The sequence below is a fragment of the Brenneria sp. L3-3C-1 genome, from assembly GCF_016456245.1.
GTDB lineage: Bacteria > Pseudomonadota > Gammaproteobacteria > Enterobacterales > Enterobacteriaceae > Brenneria.
The window spans coordinates 1-14,447 of sequence record NZ_JAEMHF010000010.1 but is presented as its reverse complement, the minus strand read 5'-3'; the positions used below and the strand labels follow the sequence as shown (position 1 = coordinate 14,447).

At 53.7% G+C, this 14,447-nt stretch carries 9 protein-coding genes; 1 reads left to right on the top strand and 8 read right to left on the bottom strand.

Annotated features, from left to right (window positions below):
• Positions 1-9: 9 nt before the first annotated feature.
• The 4 genes from JG725_RS16610 to JG725_RS16595 form a co-directional block, all read right to left on the bottom strand.
• Positions 10-2,118: a TonB-dependent siderophore receptor gene (locus tag JG725_RS16610; protein WP_199378892.1), complete on the bottom strand. Its 2,109-nt coding sequence runs from the start codon at positions 2,116-2,118 to the stop codon at positions 10-12.
• Between the two features lie 122 nt (positions 2,119-2,240).
• On the bottom strand, positions 2,241-3,197 hold the full coding sequence (locus JG725_RS16605; protein ID WP_199379134.1) for a helix-turn-helix transcriptional regulator: 957 nt from the start codon (positions 3,195-3,197) through the stop codon (positions 2,241-2,243).
• 204 nt (positions 3,198-3,401) lie between these two features.
• Positions 3,402-7,085: a methionine synthase gene (gene metH / locus JG725_RS16600; RefSeq protein WP_199379132.1), complete on the bottom strand. Its 3,684-nt coding sequence runs from the start codon at positions 7,083-7,085 to the stop codon at positions 3,402-3,404.
• Between the two features lie 44 nt (positions 7,086-7,129).
• Positions 7,130-7,282, bottom strand: a complete 153-nt coding sequence (locus tag JG725_RS16595) for a hypothetical protein (RefSeq protein WP_172291525.1) — start codon at positions 7,280-7,282, stop codon at positions 7,130-7,132.
• Between JG725_RS16595 and iclR the strand changes: the two genes are divergently transcribed.
• On the top strand, positions 7,281-8,114 hold the full coding sequence (gene iclR, locus JG725_RS16590; protein WP_172291524.1) for a glyoxylate bypass operon transcriptional repressor IclR: 834 nt from the start codon (positions 7,281-7,283) through the stop codon (positions 8,112-8,114). The two genes, JG725_RS16595 and iclR, sit on opposite strands and share 2 nt — an antisense overlap.
• Here the strand turns inward: iclR and aceK are convergent.
• The 4 genes from aceK to metA form a co-directional block, all read right to left on the bottom strand.
• A complete protein-coding gene (aceK, locus tag JG725_RS16585) occupies positions 8,111-9,880 on the bottom strand; it encodes a bifunctional isocitrate dehydrogenase kinase/phosphatase (RefSeq protein ID WP_199379130.1) in 1,770 nt (589 codons plus the stop codon). The genes iclR and aceK overlap by 4 nt on opposite strands.
• 48 nt (positions 9,881-9,928) lie before the next feature.
• Positions 9,929-11,236, bottom strand: a complete 1,308-nt coding sequence (gene aceA / locus JG725_RS16580; protein WP_199378890.1) for an isocitrate lyase — start codon at positions 11,234-11,236, stop codon at positions 9,929-9,931.
• 30 nt (positions 11,237-11,266) lie between these two features.
• Positions 11,267-12,865 carry a malate synthase A gene (gene aceB / locus JG725_RS16575; protein WP_172291522.1) on the bottom strand — a complete coding sequence of 533 codons (1,599 nt, stop codon included), beginning with the start codon at positions 12,863-12,865 and terminating at the stop codon, positions 11,267-11,269.
• A gap of 283 nt (positions 12,866-13,148) precedes the next feature.
• Positions 13,149-14,078: a homoserine O-succinyltransferase gene (gene metA / locus JG725_RS16570; RefSeq protein WP_199378888.1), complete on the bottom strand. Its 930-nt coding sequence runs from the start codon at positions 14,076-14,078 to the stop codon at positions 13,149-13,151.
• Between the last annotated feature and the right edge of the window lie 369 nt (positions 14,079-14,447).

Below are 14,447 nucleotides of genomic sequence, written 5' to 3'. Positions count from 1 at the left end.
ACAACCGTATTAGAAAGAGTAAGACACGCTGCCCACGATGCTGCGCTCGGCGCCGAAATAGCAGAACTCCAGCGAGTTACAGGCCGCCACGTAACGTTTGTCCGTCAGGTTATTCACGTTCAACTGCGCGCTGAGGCCTTTCAACCCGACGTTGGATAAGTCATACCCCACCGCCATATCCACCAGCGTATAGGATGGCAGCGTATGGGTGTTGGCGCGATCGGACGTTACCCCGTTGACATAACGCACGCCGGTGCCGATGGTCAAACCATCCAGCGGGCCGCTTTTCACGTCATAGCTCGCCCAGGCGCTGGCCTGATTACGCGGCGCGTAAACGGCGCGGTTCCCCTGCTCGTCGGCGCTGCTTTTCTTATAACGGATATCCGTGTAGGTATAGGCAGCCTGCAAACGCAGGTTGTCGGTCAATTGGCTGACGGCCTCCAGTTCCACCCCTTCCGATTCGATTTCCCCCACTGAACGATAGGGGTCGGTCGGCTGTACTTTGGTCGCCACATTGCGCTGATTGATGCGGAACACCGACAGGCTGTACTGGCTCTGCGAACCTTCCGGCTGATATTTCAGCCCCGTTTCCCACTGCTTGCCTTTCATTGGCTCAAGCACGTTGCCATCCTCGCCGACAAAGCTGGTGGGCGTGAAGGCGGTGGAATAGCTGACGTAAGGGGCAAAACCGGAGTCAAACAGATAGAGCAGCGCCGCCCGGGAGCTAAGGTTATTTTCATCCAGTTCGCTGCGGGTGCCGGTGCTCTTATCGATATTGGTCACTTTCACCCGATCGTAACGCCCGCCCAGCGTGAAACGCCAGCGCTCCCAGCTCATTTGATCCTGAATATAGATCCCGGTCTGTTGCAGCTTATGTTTCTCAAGCGTTGAGCCGTACATGGCCGTCGGCGCGGCGCCATAGACCGGATTAAAGACATCAATGTCGGGAAACGCGCCTGAAGGCCAGTCCACGTCATTGTGCCGTTGCTGATAGTCTACGCCCACCAGCAGACGATGATTCACCGCGCCGGTGTCAAAGCTGCCGTCCAACTGGTTATCCAGCGTCACGGCGGAAAGTTTTTCCCGCGCGCCGGAATAGTAGCGATAAAGCGAGTCCCCGCTGCTCCAGCCATAGGCATACACCTGATCCAGATGAACTTTAGTCCGCAGATAGCGCGCTTTCTGACGTACCGACCAGCCGTTGTCGAAACCATGCTCGATGTTGTACCCGACCATATTCTGCTTACGATCGTACTTCTCGTAATTCTCTTCGCCTTCATAAAAGGTGTTCGGGATTTTCCGCCCGTTATGGGCAATCACCGTTCCTTCATAGGGTAATCCAGAATGGCTGCCGCCTTCCGGATCGCGGTGCAGGTAAGCCAGCAGATCCAGCCGGGTCTTATCGGAAATCCGCCAGGTCAGGCTGGGCGCAATGGCGTAACGCTGCTCTTTCAGCGGGCCGAACTGGGTATCCGCATAACGCGTCATGCCGCTGAGGCGAAACGCCAGACGGTCATCGTCATCCAACGGCCCGGTGACATCAAAAGCCGCGCCGCGCTGCGCGTTATTACCGGCAAACAGTTTGATCTGTCCGCTGCGATCAAACGACGGCTGACGGGAGCTTAGCGCCACAATCCCGCCCGGCGAAGCGCGGCCATACAGCACCGAGGCCGGCCCTCTGACCACTTCAATGCTATCCAGGAACCAGGGATCGACAACTAAAGAACTGTGGGAGTTGGTGTCTCCCATCATTTTCAGCCCGTCCCAATAGACGTTGTCCAGACTGCCGTCGGAAAAACCGCGCAGCACCATATAATCAAAGCGGTTGGATGCGCCGATTTGGTTGCTGAACACGCCGGGCGTATAGCTTACGGCCTGTCGTACGCTGATGGCGCCTTGCTCTTGGATCTGATCGCGCGTGACGATGGAAACCGCCTGCGGGGTTTCAATATCCGGCGTCGCCAGCTTGGTTGCGCCGCTTTGCGTCTGAGAGGACACCACTATCGTATCGTTACCGGAGGAAGACGGCGATGCCGTCTCTTCCTCCGCCATTGCCGATAGGTTAAAGCCGCCCACGATACACCCAACCACCCATGCCAGCCGCGATTTTCTGAACATGACACTCTCCACAACACGCTTTATTGTAAATAAGAATTATTACCGTTTTTACCGACGTTATAACTATGCGCAATGACAGATGCCATATGCGCAATGACAAAGGTGCTGTACGGTGGGAACTTTTAGATATTGGGTCGAACCACGCTCGGTGAAAAACCGTAGCGTCGCCGAAAGGCGGTAGAGAAATTGGTGGCGTGCTGATAACCGGACATCCAGGCCGCCTGCTGGACGCTATACCCCTGTTCCAGATAGCGACGAGCCAGTTCCAACCGGCAGTCGCGCAGGTAATCAAATACCGAATGCCCGTAGGCCTGGCGGAATTTGCTTCGCAGGCTACTGGCGCTCATGGCTGCCGTTTGCGCCAGATCATTGAGCCTGTACTCTTTTTCAGGCTGCTGCTGTAACAGTTGGCGAATAGTCTCCAGACGATGCCGTTCACCGGGAGAAGATAAATAGCTTTTTTCCTGTGGCTGAGATTCCATCGACAGGCCGTATCCCAGCAGTTGCAGCATGACGCCTTCCAGCATGAACTGGCGCGCCATACTTGGCTCGGCGTTTTCCAGCACATACTGCAACCCGGACAGCAAATAACCGGGTATCTGCCAGACAAACGCCGGGGCATCTGTGCGTTCCCATTCATGCAATAACGAGGTAATCAACGGCTGCGGCTGAAAACTGGCCGGATTGATGCCAAGCGTCAGGGTCTTGAGGTGACAATCGGCCTGATGACTGGCGTTCATTACCACATGCTCGCCCAGCCGGGTGCTGAACGCCATGCCCGGACGCACGGTAAACTCCCGGTTATTCAACCGGATCGCCACGCAGCCTTCCAGAACGATCAGGGTATAAAGAGGAGAACAGTGCAGTGAAGTGGATTCATAAGGTTGCAAAACCTGCACGTTGGAATGGGTCAGGCAGATGCCTGACGACAGCGCCAGCTCTTCGACACGGCCCTGGATGACCGCACCCTTTTCTTTGTAACGATCGCAACTCCCTGCCAGCGCAGGAAAATGGTAGCTAATCCCATAACGCTCGCCAAAATCAAAAAAATCTTCTATCGAAAAGTGGCGTTTTGCCATCGCAAGAGCGTGTGCATTCATCATGTTTTGTATCAAACATCAGGCCAGGTCGATCTGGAGAAACAAACGCCAGAGTAATAGTTATCAGCTTCACCATATCATCAGCCTCGCGGGGCATCAATAATAGTGATAACCATTCTCATAAAATCGTGTTATCAATTTCTGAAGAATGGAGCATGCTCAGCCTATCCCGCGATACATCGCCTAGTCCGCGTCGTAGCCTAAATTCGGCGCTAGCCAGCGTTCCACTTCACCGATATCCATCTGCTTACGTCTGGCGTAATCTTCGATCTGATCGCGCTGAAGCTGGGCGACGGCAAAATATTTGCTGTCAGGGTGGCTGAAGTACCAACCGGATACCGAAGCGCCCGGCCACATGGCGTAAGAGTCGGTTAATTTCATCCCGACGTGCTTCTCCACATCCAGCAGTCGCCAGATTTCGGCCTTTTCGGTGTGATCCGGACATGCCGGATAGCCCGGCGCCGGACGAATGCCCTGATAGTTTTCACGAATCAATTCGTCATTGCTGAGGTTTTCATTGGCCGCATAGCCCCAGTAAACCTTGCGCACGCGCTCATGCAAATACTCGGCGAAAGCTTCAGCTAACCGATCCGACAAGGCTTTCACCATGATTTTATTGTAATCATCATGCTTCGCTTCCCATTGTTCGGCTAACGAGTCCTCCTCCAGCCCGCCGGTGACGGCAAACGCGCCAAGATAGTCCGGCTTACCGCTGGATTTAGGCGCGACGAAATCGGCCAGGCAATAGTTGGGGAAATCCGCTTTTTCCGTTTGCTGGCGTAGATGATGGCTGACCAACAGCACCTCATCCCGACGCTCATTGGTATAAATCTCCACATCGTCACCCACTCGGTTGGCGGGGAATAGCCCAACAACCCCGCGGGGATGAAGCGCGCCGCGCGCCGACAGATCATCCAGCATGGCGTTGGCATCGGCAAACAAGCGTTGCGCCTCTTCCCCCACTATCTCATCTTCCAGAATACGCGGGTATTTTCCGGCCAACGACCAGGTCATAAAGAATGGCGTCCAGTCGATGTAATTACGCAACGTTTCAATATTGGCGGTAACGTCCTGTACGCCCAGGCGATGCGCAACTGGCGGCGTATAGCTTTCCCAATCCAGCGGCGTGGCGTTATCGCGGGCGGCTTGCAGCTTGATGGGCGGCGTTCTGGGCTTTTTGCGCCCATGTTGAATACGCACGGTTTCATATTCTTTGCGGATACGGGCGACAAAATCATCACGCTGACTGGCGGACAGCAATGCGGAAACCACCCCCACCGTGCGGGAAGCATTCTGTACATAGACGGTCGGGCCGCTATAGTTTTGCTCGATCTTCACCGCGGTATGCGCTTTTGAGGTTGTCGCGCCGCCGATCATTAACGGCAGGGTAAATTCCTGACGCTCCATCTCTTTCGCCACGTTGACCATCTCATCCAGCGACGGGGTGATCAGGCCGGACAGACCGATGATATCCACTTTCTCTTCGCGCGCGGTCTTCAGAATTTTATCCATCGGCACCATCACGCCAAGATCGATGATTTCATAGTTATTGCACTGCAACACCACGCCGACAATATTCTTGCCGATATCGTGCACGTCCCCTTTTACCGTTGCCAGCAGGATTTTCCCGGCGGTGGTGCCCTTGGCTTTACTGGCTTCGATATAGGGCTCGAGGTAGGCCACAGCCTGTTTCATCACCCGGGCGGATTTCACCACCTGCGGCAAAAACATTTTCCCGGCGCCGAACAGATCGCCGACCACGTTCATACCATCCATCAGCGGCCCTTCAATCACTTCAATGGGCCGTTCCGACTGCTGACGCGCCTCCTCGGTGTCCAGCTCGATAAACTCGGTAATGCCTTTAACCAGCGAGTACTCCAGCCGCTTCTTAACCGGCCAGCCGCGCCATTCCGCCTGCGGCTTGTGGCTTTCATCGTCCGACTTGCTGCCGCGGTATTTTTCCGCCAGATCGAGCATACGCTCGGTGGCATCGTCACGACGGTTGAGGATCACATCTTCAACCGCCTCACGCAGCTCCGCCGGGAGATCGTCATAGATCGCCAACTGACCGGCGTTAACGATCCCCATATCCATCCCGTTGCGGATCGCATGGTAAAGAAACACGGCGTGGATCGCCTCGCGCACCATGTCATTGCCGCGAAAAGAGAAGGAAACGTTAGACACGCCGCCCGAGATCATCGCATGGGGCAACTGCGCTTTGATATCCGCACAGGCTTCAATAAAATCCACCGCGTAGTTGTTATGCTCTTCAATGCCTGTCGCCACCGCGAAAATATTCGGGTCGAAAATAATATCTTCCGGGGGGAATCCCACCTCTTCGGTGAGGATGCGGTAAGCGCGGCGGCAAATATCTATTTTACGGGCGCGGGTATCCGCCTGCCCCACTTCGTCAAACGCCATCACCACCACCGCAGCGCCATAGCGCCGCACCAGTTTGGCGTGATGAACAAAGGCTTCAACCCCTTCTTTCATGGAGATCGAGTTCACAATGCCTTTGCCCTGAATACATTTCAGGCCCTGCTCAATCACATCCCATTTTGAAGAGTCAATCATGATCGGCACGCGGGCAATATCCGGCTCGCCGGCAATCAGATTCAGAAAACGAACCATCGCCGCTTCCGCATCCAGCATGCCTTCATCCATGTTGATATCGATGATCTGCGCGCCGCTTTCAACCTGCTGGCGGGCCACATCCAGCGCTTCATTATATTTTTCTTCTTTGATCAGCCGCTTAAATCGCGCCGAACCGGTGACGTTAGTCCGTTCGCCGACGTTGACAAACAGCGTATTCGCGTCAATATTCAGCGGCTCCAGACCAGCCAAACGGCAGGCCACCGGGATCTCCGGCAATTTACGCGGGGCAACGCCGTCGACCGCCTTGGCAATGGCGGCAATATGTTCCGGTGTGGAACCACAGCAACCACCGACAATATTCAGAAAACCGGAGCGCGCCCATTCGCCGACGTGCCGCGCCATGTCGGCCGCATCCAGATCGTACTCGCCAAAGGCGTTCGGCAGCCCCGCATTCGGGTGCGCCGACACATAGCATTCCGCAATGCGCGCAAGCTCCGCCACATACTGGCGCAGCTCATCCGGCCCCAGCGCGCAGTTCAGACCAAATGACAGCGGCCGGGCATGACGTAACGCATTGTAGAACGCCTCCGTCGTCTGGCCGGACAGGGTGCGCCCGGAAGCGTCGGTGATGGTGCCGGAAATCATCACCGGCAGTTCGATCCCTAACGCTTCGAATTCGCTTTCAACGGCAAACACCGCCGCTTTGGCGTTCAGCGTGTCAAAGATGGTTTCGATCATAATCAGATCGACACCACCCTCGATCAACGCGCGGGTTGACTCACGGTAAGCGGTTACCAGTTGATCAAAACTGACGTTGCGAAATGCCGGATCGTTAACATCAGGGGAAATCGAGGCCGTGCGGTTGGTTGGCCCGAGAACGCCGGCGACGTAGCGCGGTTTATCCGGCGTCAGCGCCGTCCACTTGTCGGCGCAGGCGCGGGCAAGTCGTGCGGCGGTGGTGTTGATCTCCGCGGACAATGACTCCATCGCATAATCAGCCATCGCGATGGTGGTGGAATTGAAGGTATTGGTTTCGAGAATATCCGCTCCCGCCTGCAGATAAGCATCGTGGATCGCCGTAATAACCTGAGGCCGGGTCAGCACCAGCAGGTCGTTATTGCCTTTAACGTCGCTCGGCCAGTCGGCAAAGCGCTCCCCACGGTAATCCTCTTCCTGTAAGCGATAACTCTGGATCATGGTGCCCATACCACCATCCAACACCATAATGCGTTGCGCTAACTGACGGCGCAATTCGTCTACCCGATTAATCACAAAAACCTCATTCCAGCCAATGCCTGTCTTACCCATGCGAGGTTTTATCCTAGCATAAGTTGCGAATCAGCTAACGCCGTGTCACATGAGACTTTTTCAGGCAGCAAAGAGATTTCATCCGCCGGGAAAGAAGAGTTGCATTCTTGGGTAAAAAAACGAAAATCAATTCCATTATCTGAAAAAGGAATCAATGCCATGACGCCACCAGAACCCGCCAAAAGAGGGAAGAAACCCAGGGCCAATGCCGCGACGCCCGCCCAGCCAACCGGGCAGGTTCAATCGCTGACGCGCGGCTTGACGTTGCTGGAATACATCGCACAGGCTAACGGCAGCGTCGCGCTCACCGATCTGGCCCAGCAGGCGGGTTTGCCCAACTCCACGACCCACCGGTTACTGACCACCATGCAACAGCAGGGGTTTGTCCGTCAGGTCGGCGATCTCGGTCTGTGGACGATTGCTTCCCATGCCTTTATCGTCGGCAGCAGCTTTTTGCAAAGCCGTAATCTGCTAGCCACCGTGCACCCGATACTGCGCAAACTGATGGAAACATCCGGCGAGACGGTGAATTTAGCCGTGCTGGATCAGAGCGATTGTCAGGCGATTATTATCGATCAGGTGCAGTGCAACGCGCTGATGCGCATGTCCGCGCCGATCGGCGGCAAGCTGCCGATGCACGCGTCGGGCGCGGGGAAAGCGTTTCTGGCCGCTCTACCGGAGGAACAGGTAACGCGGTTGCTGCATAGAAAAGGGCTACATGGCTACACCCATCACACCCTCAACTCGCCGCAAAATCTTAAAGAAAATCTGTTGCAGATCCGCAAGCAAGGCTATTCCTTTGACGACGAAGAGCATGCGCTGGGACTGCGCTGCATCGCCGCCTGTATCCTTGATGAGCATCACGAAGCCTTTGCGGCGATCTCTATTTCCGGCCCGGTATCACGCATTACCGACGATCGCGTCACCGAACTGGGCGCGTTAGTGATCAAGGCGGCGAAAGAGATTACTCAGCAATACAGCGGCACGCGTTAAACGCGACGTCTAAAGCCGATAGGGATCGGTTGTTCATCCGCTTCAGCCCGACGCTGGCTGAAGCGCTGCTTATGCCGATAGGCGTAAACATCTTCAATATGGCCGTCACGAATGCGCTGCTGCAACCCTCGCCAGTAATCGGCACGGAACAAATCACCGTGCATTTCCTCAAACAGCGCCTGTAAATGGCGATCGCCGCACAGGAAATGGCGAAACTCTTCGGGAAATACATCATTCGGCGCCACGCTGTACCAGGGCTCCGCGGCCATTTCATCCTCGGGATAACGCGGCGGCGGGATCTCGCGGAAATTCACTTCCGTCATATAGCAGATCTCATCGTAGTCGTAGAAAACCACCCGGCCATGCCGGGTTACGCCAAAGTTTTTAAACAGCATATCCCCCGGAAAAATGTTGGCCGCGGCCAACTGCTTGATCGCATTGCCATACTCCTCAATCACATCATGGAGCTGTTGTTCCGTGGCCTGTTCAAGATAAAGGTTCAGCGGCGTCATGCGTCGTTCCATATATAGATGACGGATCACGATCCGATCGCCTGAATCCTCCAGCTTTTCCGGCACCTCACGCTGTAATTCCGCCATCAACGCCGGGCTGAGACGCTGCTTATCGATGACAAAATTTTCATACTCCTGCGTATCCGCCATTCTTCCGACGCGATCGTGCTCTTTGACTAACCGATAGCACGCCATAACTCGCTCGGCATTCACCTCTTTTGGCGGCGCAAAGCGATCTTTAATCACCTTAAACACCCGATCAAACGACGGCAGCGTAAATACCAGCATCACCATGCCTTTCACCCCGGGAGCAATAATAAATTGCTCCTCAGACGCGGCAATGTAATGCAGATACTCGCGGTAATACTCCGTTTTGCTGTGCTTTTGGCAGCCGATCGCCAGATACAGTTCAGCCGTGGTTTTACCCGGCAGAATATCGCGCAGCCAGGCCACCAGCGCGGAAGGCTGCGGGGCATACACCATGAAATAAGAGCGAGCGAAGCCAAACACAATGCTGGCTTCGGAATAGCTGGTCAGGCAGGTGTCGATAAACACCGCCCCCTGCTCGTTATGGTGAATAGGCAACAGGAAAGGAAAAATGCCCTCCGGCACGGACAGCTTCCCTACCAGCCAGCCCGCCTTATTGCGATAGAACACCTCATTCGCCACCTGTAGCGTCGCTTGGGATAGCTGCTCTGCGGAGAAAGTTTGCTGTAGATAAGCCACAATGTAGGAAATATCCCGCGACAGATCCTCCCATGGCAGCCGTAAAGGCAGGTCGCCCAGCAATTTTTCCAGCATCGCGCGCCAACCGTCCGACGGGATAAACATGCGCGCAATGGGACGCGGGATCTCGCGAAAACGTCGCTCAGGCTGAGAGCTGAAGACAAAAAGTTTATCCGGCGCGAGTTCCCGGTGGTTGAACAGCCGGCAATAGACCGAGTTAAAAAAGCTTTCCGCGATCTCAAAGCGCGGGTAATCCGGCAGCAAAGCGGTATAACGCTGTTTTACCCGAGCCAGAAAGTCGGCATCGTCGCAGCGTGTCCCGGTGATACAGCGCAATTGCTCCACCACCAGACCGACATGGTGATCATACAGGTGAATGCGCTGCTTCATTGCCTGCTGCACCGCCGGCCAGTCCGCTTGCTCAAACCGCTGTTGCGCGCCGGCCGTCACCTCCAGAAAGCGACCGTATTGCGCATCGAATCCCTGCAAAATCGTCTGCGCCACCAGTTGTTCAAGATCGCGAACCATCATGCTCTCCAGATGAACACCGGCCAGCAGCGCGCTGGCCGGGTAAGATCAAAATTGCTGTTCTTCTGTCGATCCCGTCAGAGCGGTGACGGAAGAAACGCCGCCCTGAATAATGTTCGTCACCTTATCAAAGTAGCCCGTGCCGACTTCCTGCTGATGGGATGAGAAAGAATAGCCGTCTTTTATCGCATCAAACTCCGGCTGCTGCACTTTCTCAACATAGTGTTTCATGCCTTCGCCGCGCGCGTAAGCGTGGGCCAGATCGAACATGTTGAACCACATACTGTGGATCCCGGCCAGCGTAATAAACTGATATTTGTAGCCCATTGCCGACAGTTCATCCTGAAAGCGCGCAATGGTGCGGTCATCCAGATTCTTCTTCCAGTTGAAGGAAGGCGAACAGTTATAAGCCAATAACTTACCGGGATATCTTTCATTTATCGCCTCGGCGAAGCGGCGGGCCAGTTGCAAATCGGGCGTTGAGGTTTCGCACCATACCAGGTCGGCATAAGGCGCGTAGGCCAGCCCGCGGCTGATTGCCTGTTCGATGCCGGCACGGGTGCGATAGAAACCTTCCACCGTGCGCTCGCCGATAACGAAAGCACGATCGTACTCATCGCAGTCTGACGTCAGCAAATCCGCCGCATCGGCATCGGTACGGGCAACCAGCAAGGTTGGCACCCCCAGCACATCGGCGGCCAGACGCGCGGCGACCAGTTTCTGAACCGCCTCCTGCGTCGGCACCAGCACCTTGCCGCCCATATGTCCGCATTTTTTGACAGAGGCCAACTGATCCTCAAAATGAACCGCCGCCGCCCCCGCTTCAATCATCGACTTCATTAGTTCAAAGGCGTTCAACACCCCGCCAAATCCCGCTTCCGCATCCGCGACAATCGGCAGGAAATAATCGGTATAGCCTTCATCACCCGGTTCAATCTGATTAGACCACTGGATCTGATCGGCGCGACGAAAGGTGTTGTTAATCCGCTCGACCACGGCAGGCACCGAGTTCGCCGGATATAATGACTGATCGGGATACATACTGGCCGCCAGATTCGCATCAGCGGCAACCTGCCAGCCGGACAGATAGATGGCTTCAATACCCGCTTTGGCCTGTTGTAAGGCCTGCCCGCCGGTGAGCGCGCCAAGACAGTTCACATAGCCTTTACGCGCATCGCCATGCAACAATTTCCATAATTTAGCGGCGCCCAATTGCGCCAATGTGCATTCCGGGTTCACCGAGCCACGCAGATTAACCACATCTTCGGCGCGATAAGGACGGGTGATGCCTTCCCAGCGAGCGGTTTTCCATTCTTGTTCGATTGCTTGAATCTGTTGGGTACGAGAGGTTGTCATAGCGGCGATTCCTTTTATCATCAGTCAGAATTAATCAAGTAATGCGTAACCGGGTAACGTCAGGAAGTCGATCAATTCATCCTGCGTGGTAATTTGCTCCATCAGGCGCGCAGCCTCATCAAACCGGCCGCCGCTGAACCGTGCCTCCCCCAATTCCTCCTGAATCACCCGCATCTCTTCCGCTAACATCTGGCGGAAGAGCGCTTTGGTGATAGCCTGTCCGTCGTTCAACGTCTTGCCGTGATGAATCCATTGCCAAATGGAGGTACGGGAAATTTCCGCGGTCGCCGCATCCTCCATCAGGCCGTAAATAGGCACACAGCCGTTACCCGAAATCCAGGCTTCGATGTACTGCACCGCCACGCGAATATTGGCGCGCATGCCGGCCTCCGTTCGTTCGCCTGGGCAAGGCTCCAGCAATTCCGCCGCACCGATCGGCGCATCTTCCGCGCGACTGATGTCAAGCTGATTGCTCCGACCCGTCAAGGCCCGATCGAAAACCGCCATCACCTCATCCGCCAATCCGGGATGTGCGATCCAAGTGCCGTCATGACCGTTTCTGGCTTCCAGTTCCTTATCTTTACGCACTTTATCCAGCACCCACTCGTTACGCGCGTGATCCTTGCTGGGAATAAAGGCCGCCATTCCCCCCATCGCAAACGCGCCGCGCCGATGGCAGGTTTTAATTAATAATCTTGAATAAGCGCTCAGAAAGGGTTTATCCATCGTCACCGACTGACGATCGGGCAAAACACGGTCGGGATGATTCTTCAATGTTTTGATATAGCTGAAAATATAATCCCAGCGGCCGCAGTTCAGCCCGACGATATGATCGCGCAGGTGATAGAGGATCTCATCCATCTGGAAAACAGCGGGTAATGTTTCGATCAGTACCGTCGCTTTGATGGTTCCGCGAGGGAGATCAAAACGATCCTCGGCATAACAAAACACCTCGCTCCACCAGGCCGCTTCCTGCCATGCCTGTGTTTTTGGCAGATAAAAGTACGGACCGCTGCCTTTTGCCAACAGTTGCTGATAGTTGTGGAAAAAATAGAGCGCGAAATCGAACAGGCTGCCGGGAATAGCCTCGCCTTGCCAGGTCACGTGTTTTTCAGGCAAATGCAAACCGCGAACGCGGCAGATCAATACGGCCGGATCGGGTTTTAACTGATAAATTTTTCCTGATTCATTGATATAAGAAATCGTGCCTCTTACCGCATCACGTAAATTAAGCTGACCGTCAATGACCTTGTCCCAACTCGGGGATAACGAGTCTTCAAAGTCAGCCATAAAAACTTTCACGTTGGCGTTCAGCGCGTTGATCACCATCTTGCGTTCAACAGGCCCGGTGATTTCAACACGACGATCGTTAAGGTCATCAGGGACACCGCGGATTTTCCACTCTTCACGCCTAATGGAAGCGGTTTCCGAAATAAAATCGGGGAGTTGGCCATTATCGATTATGCGCTGCTGCACCTGACGCTGCGCCAATAACTGATTACGTCGCGGCGTAAAACGGCCGACTAATTCAGTTAAGAAATCAACCGCGTCTTCAGTAAGAATTTGTCTTTCAACGTCGCCAAAACGCTGACTGAATACTAACTCTCTGCTTATCGTCTGTTGCGTCATTTCATGGTTCCTTCTCAGATCCCGCTTCACTCATCAACATAGCTGGCCGGCAAACAAGGCATGAGCATTTATTAACCGACAGTTTTAAGCGTAATTCAATAAAGTTAAAAATCAAAAACTATTTCCATTTTTAAAAATAAAAGCATGTAATCATTTGATCTATAGAAGAATTAATTTTTGTTAGCAAAGGAAAGGGATTTCACTTGATAAATCTGGCAGAGATGACAAAAAGAAAGGCGCCTAAAGGCGCCCGCAGAGAAGGGATAGATAAAGAAAAGATCGATTAGTCCAGCGTAGGATTCATGCGTCGCAAATCAAACGGTGTAATCTGGTAAACGTAATAGTTGAGCCAGTTAATAAACAACAAATAGCCGTGGCTGCGCCAGGTCGCATGTGGCGATATATCAGGGTTGTTATCAGGGAAGTAATTGACAGGCATCATCGGATCCAGACCGGCTTCACAATCACGAAAATACTCACCAGCCAGCGTCAACGCATCATACTCGGGATGCCCGGTGACAAACGCCAGGCGTTTATCCTTACTGGCAAACAGATAAGCGCCCGCCTGCTCAGACTCCACCAGAATATCTAAATCCGTATGGTCACGAATAACATCAACGGGGAAATCCGCATAGCGTGAGTGAGGCGCTAAAAAGGTTTCATCAAAGCCACGGGTCAATAAAGCATGGGGTTGCAGCGTATGATGCGAATAAACACCGGATAATTTCTCTGCCCGCGTCATTTTGGGAATGCCATAGAGAATGTTCAAAGCGGCCTGTACCGCCCAACATACAAATAGCGTTGACGTGACATGCTCTTTCGCCCACTCAATCACTCTCGCAATCTGCGGCCAGTAAACCACATCACAAAAATCCACTAATCCTAACGGCGCGCCTGTGACGATTAAACCGTCAAAATTTTCATCCTGAATATCATCAAAATTACAGTAGAAATTATCCAGATGCTCTGCGGGCGTGTTCTTTGATTCACGGCTATCAATACGCAGCAGTTGAATATCAATCTGCAAAGGGGAGTTTGATAGCAACCGAAGAAACTGGTTTTCCGTTTCGATCTTCTTAGGCATCAGGTTCAGTACCAGCACTTTCAACGGACGAATTTCCTGCGTTTTAGCGCGAGAAGAGGTCATCACAAAGACGTTCTCATTGCGCAGAAAACTTACGGCTGGTAACTCATCAGGAACCCGGATTGGCATAACCTTATATCCTCACTACATACGTTTATACGTTTAGACTTCTAGATGCCTGAAGATAGCGAGTTTTTATTCCAATGTCGAGCATCCACCGTCTAAGGTGAAAATGTTTCATCACGATTGAGATAAGCTTATCTGTTTTTCAGATAAAGAAGTGTAATTAGCAGAAATAGTAAAATAAGAGCGCTACAGTCAGCCTCTATATATCAGCCCTGCAACACAGATATTTCCGTTTTCTCCATGCAAAAAAGCCCCATGCTTTCGCATGAGGCTTTCCGCTTTGTTTGATGCCTGGCAGTTCCCTACTCTCACATGGGGAGACCCCACACTACCATCGGCGCTACGGCGTTTCACTGCTGAGTTCGGCATGGG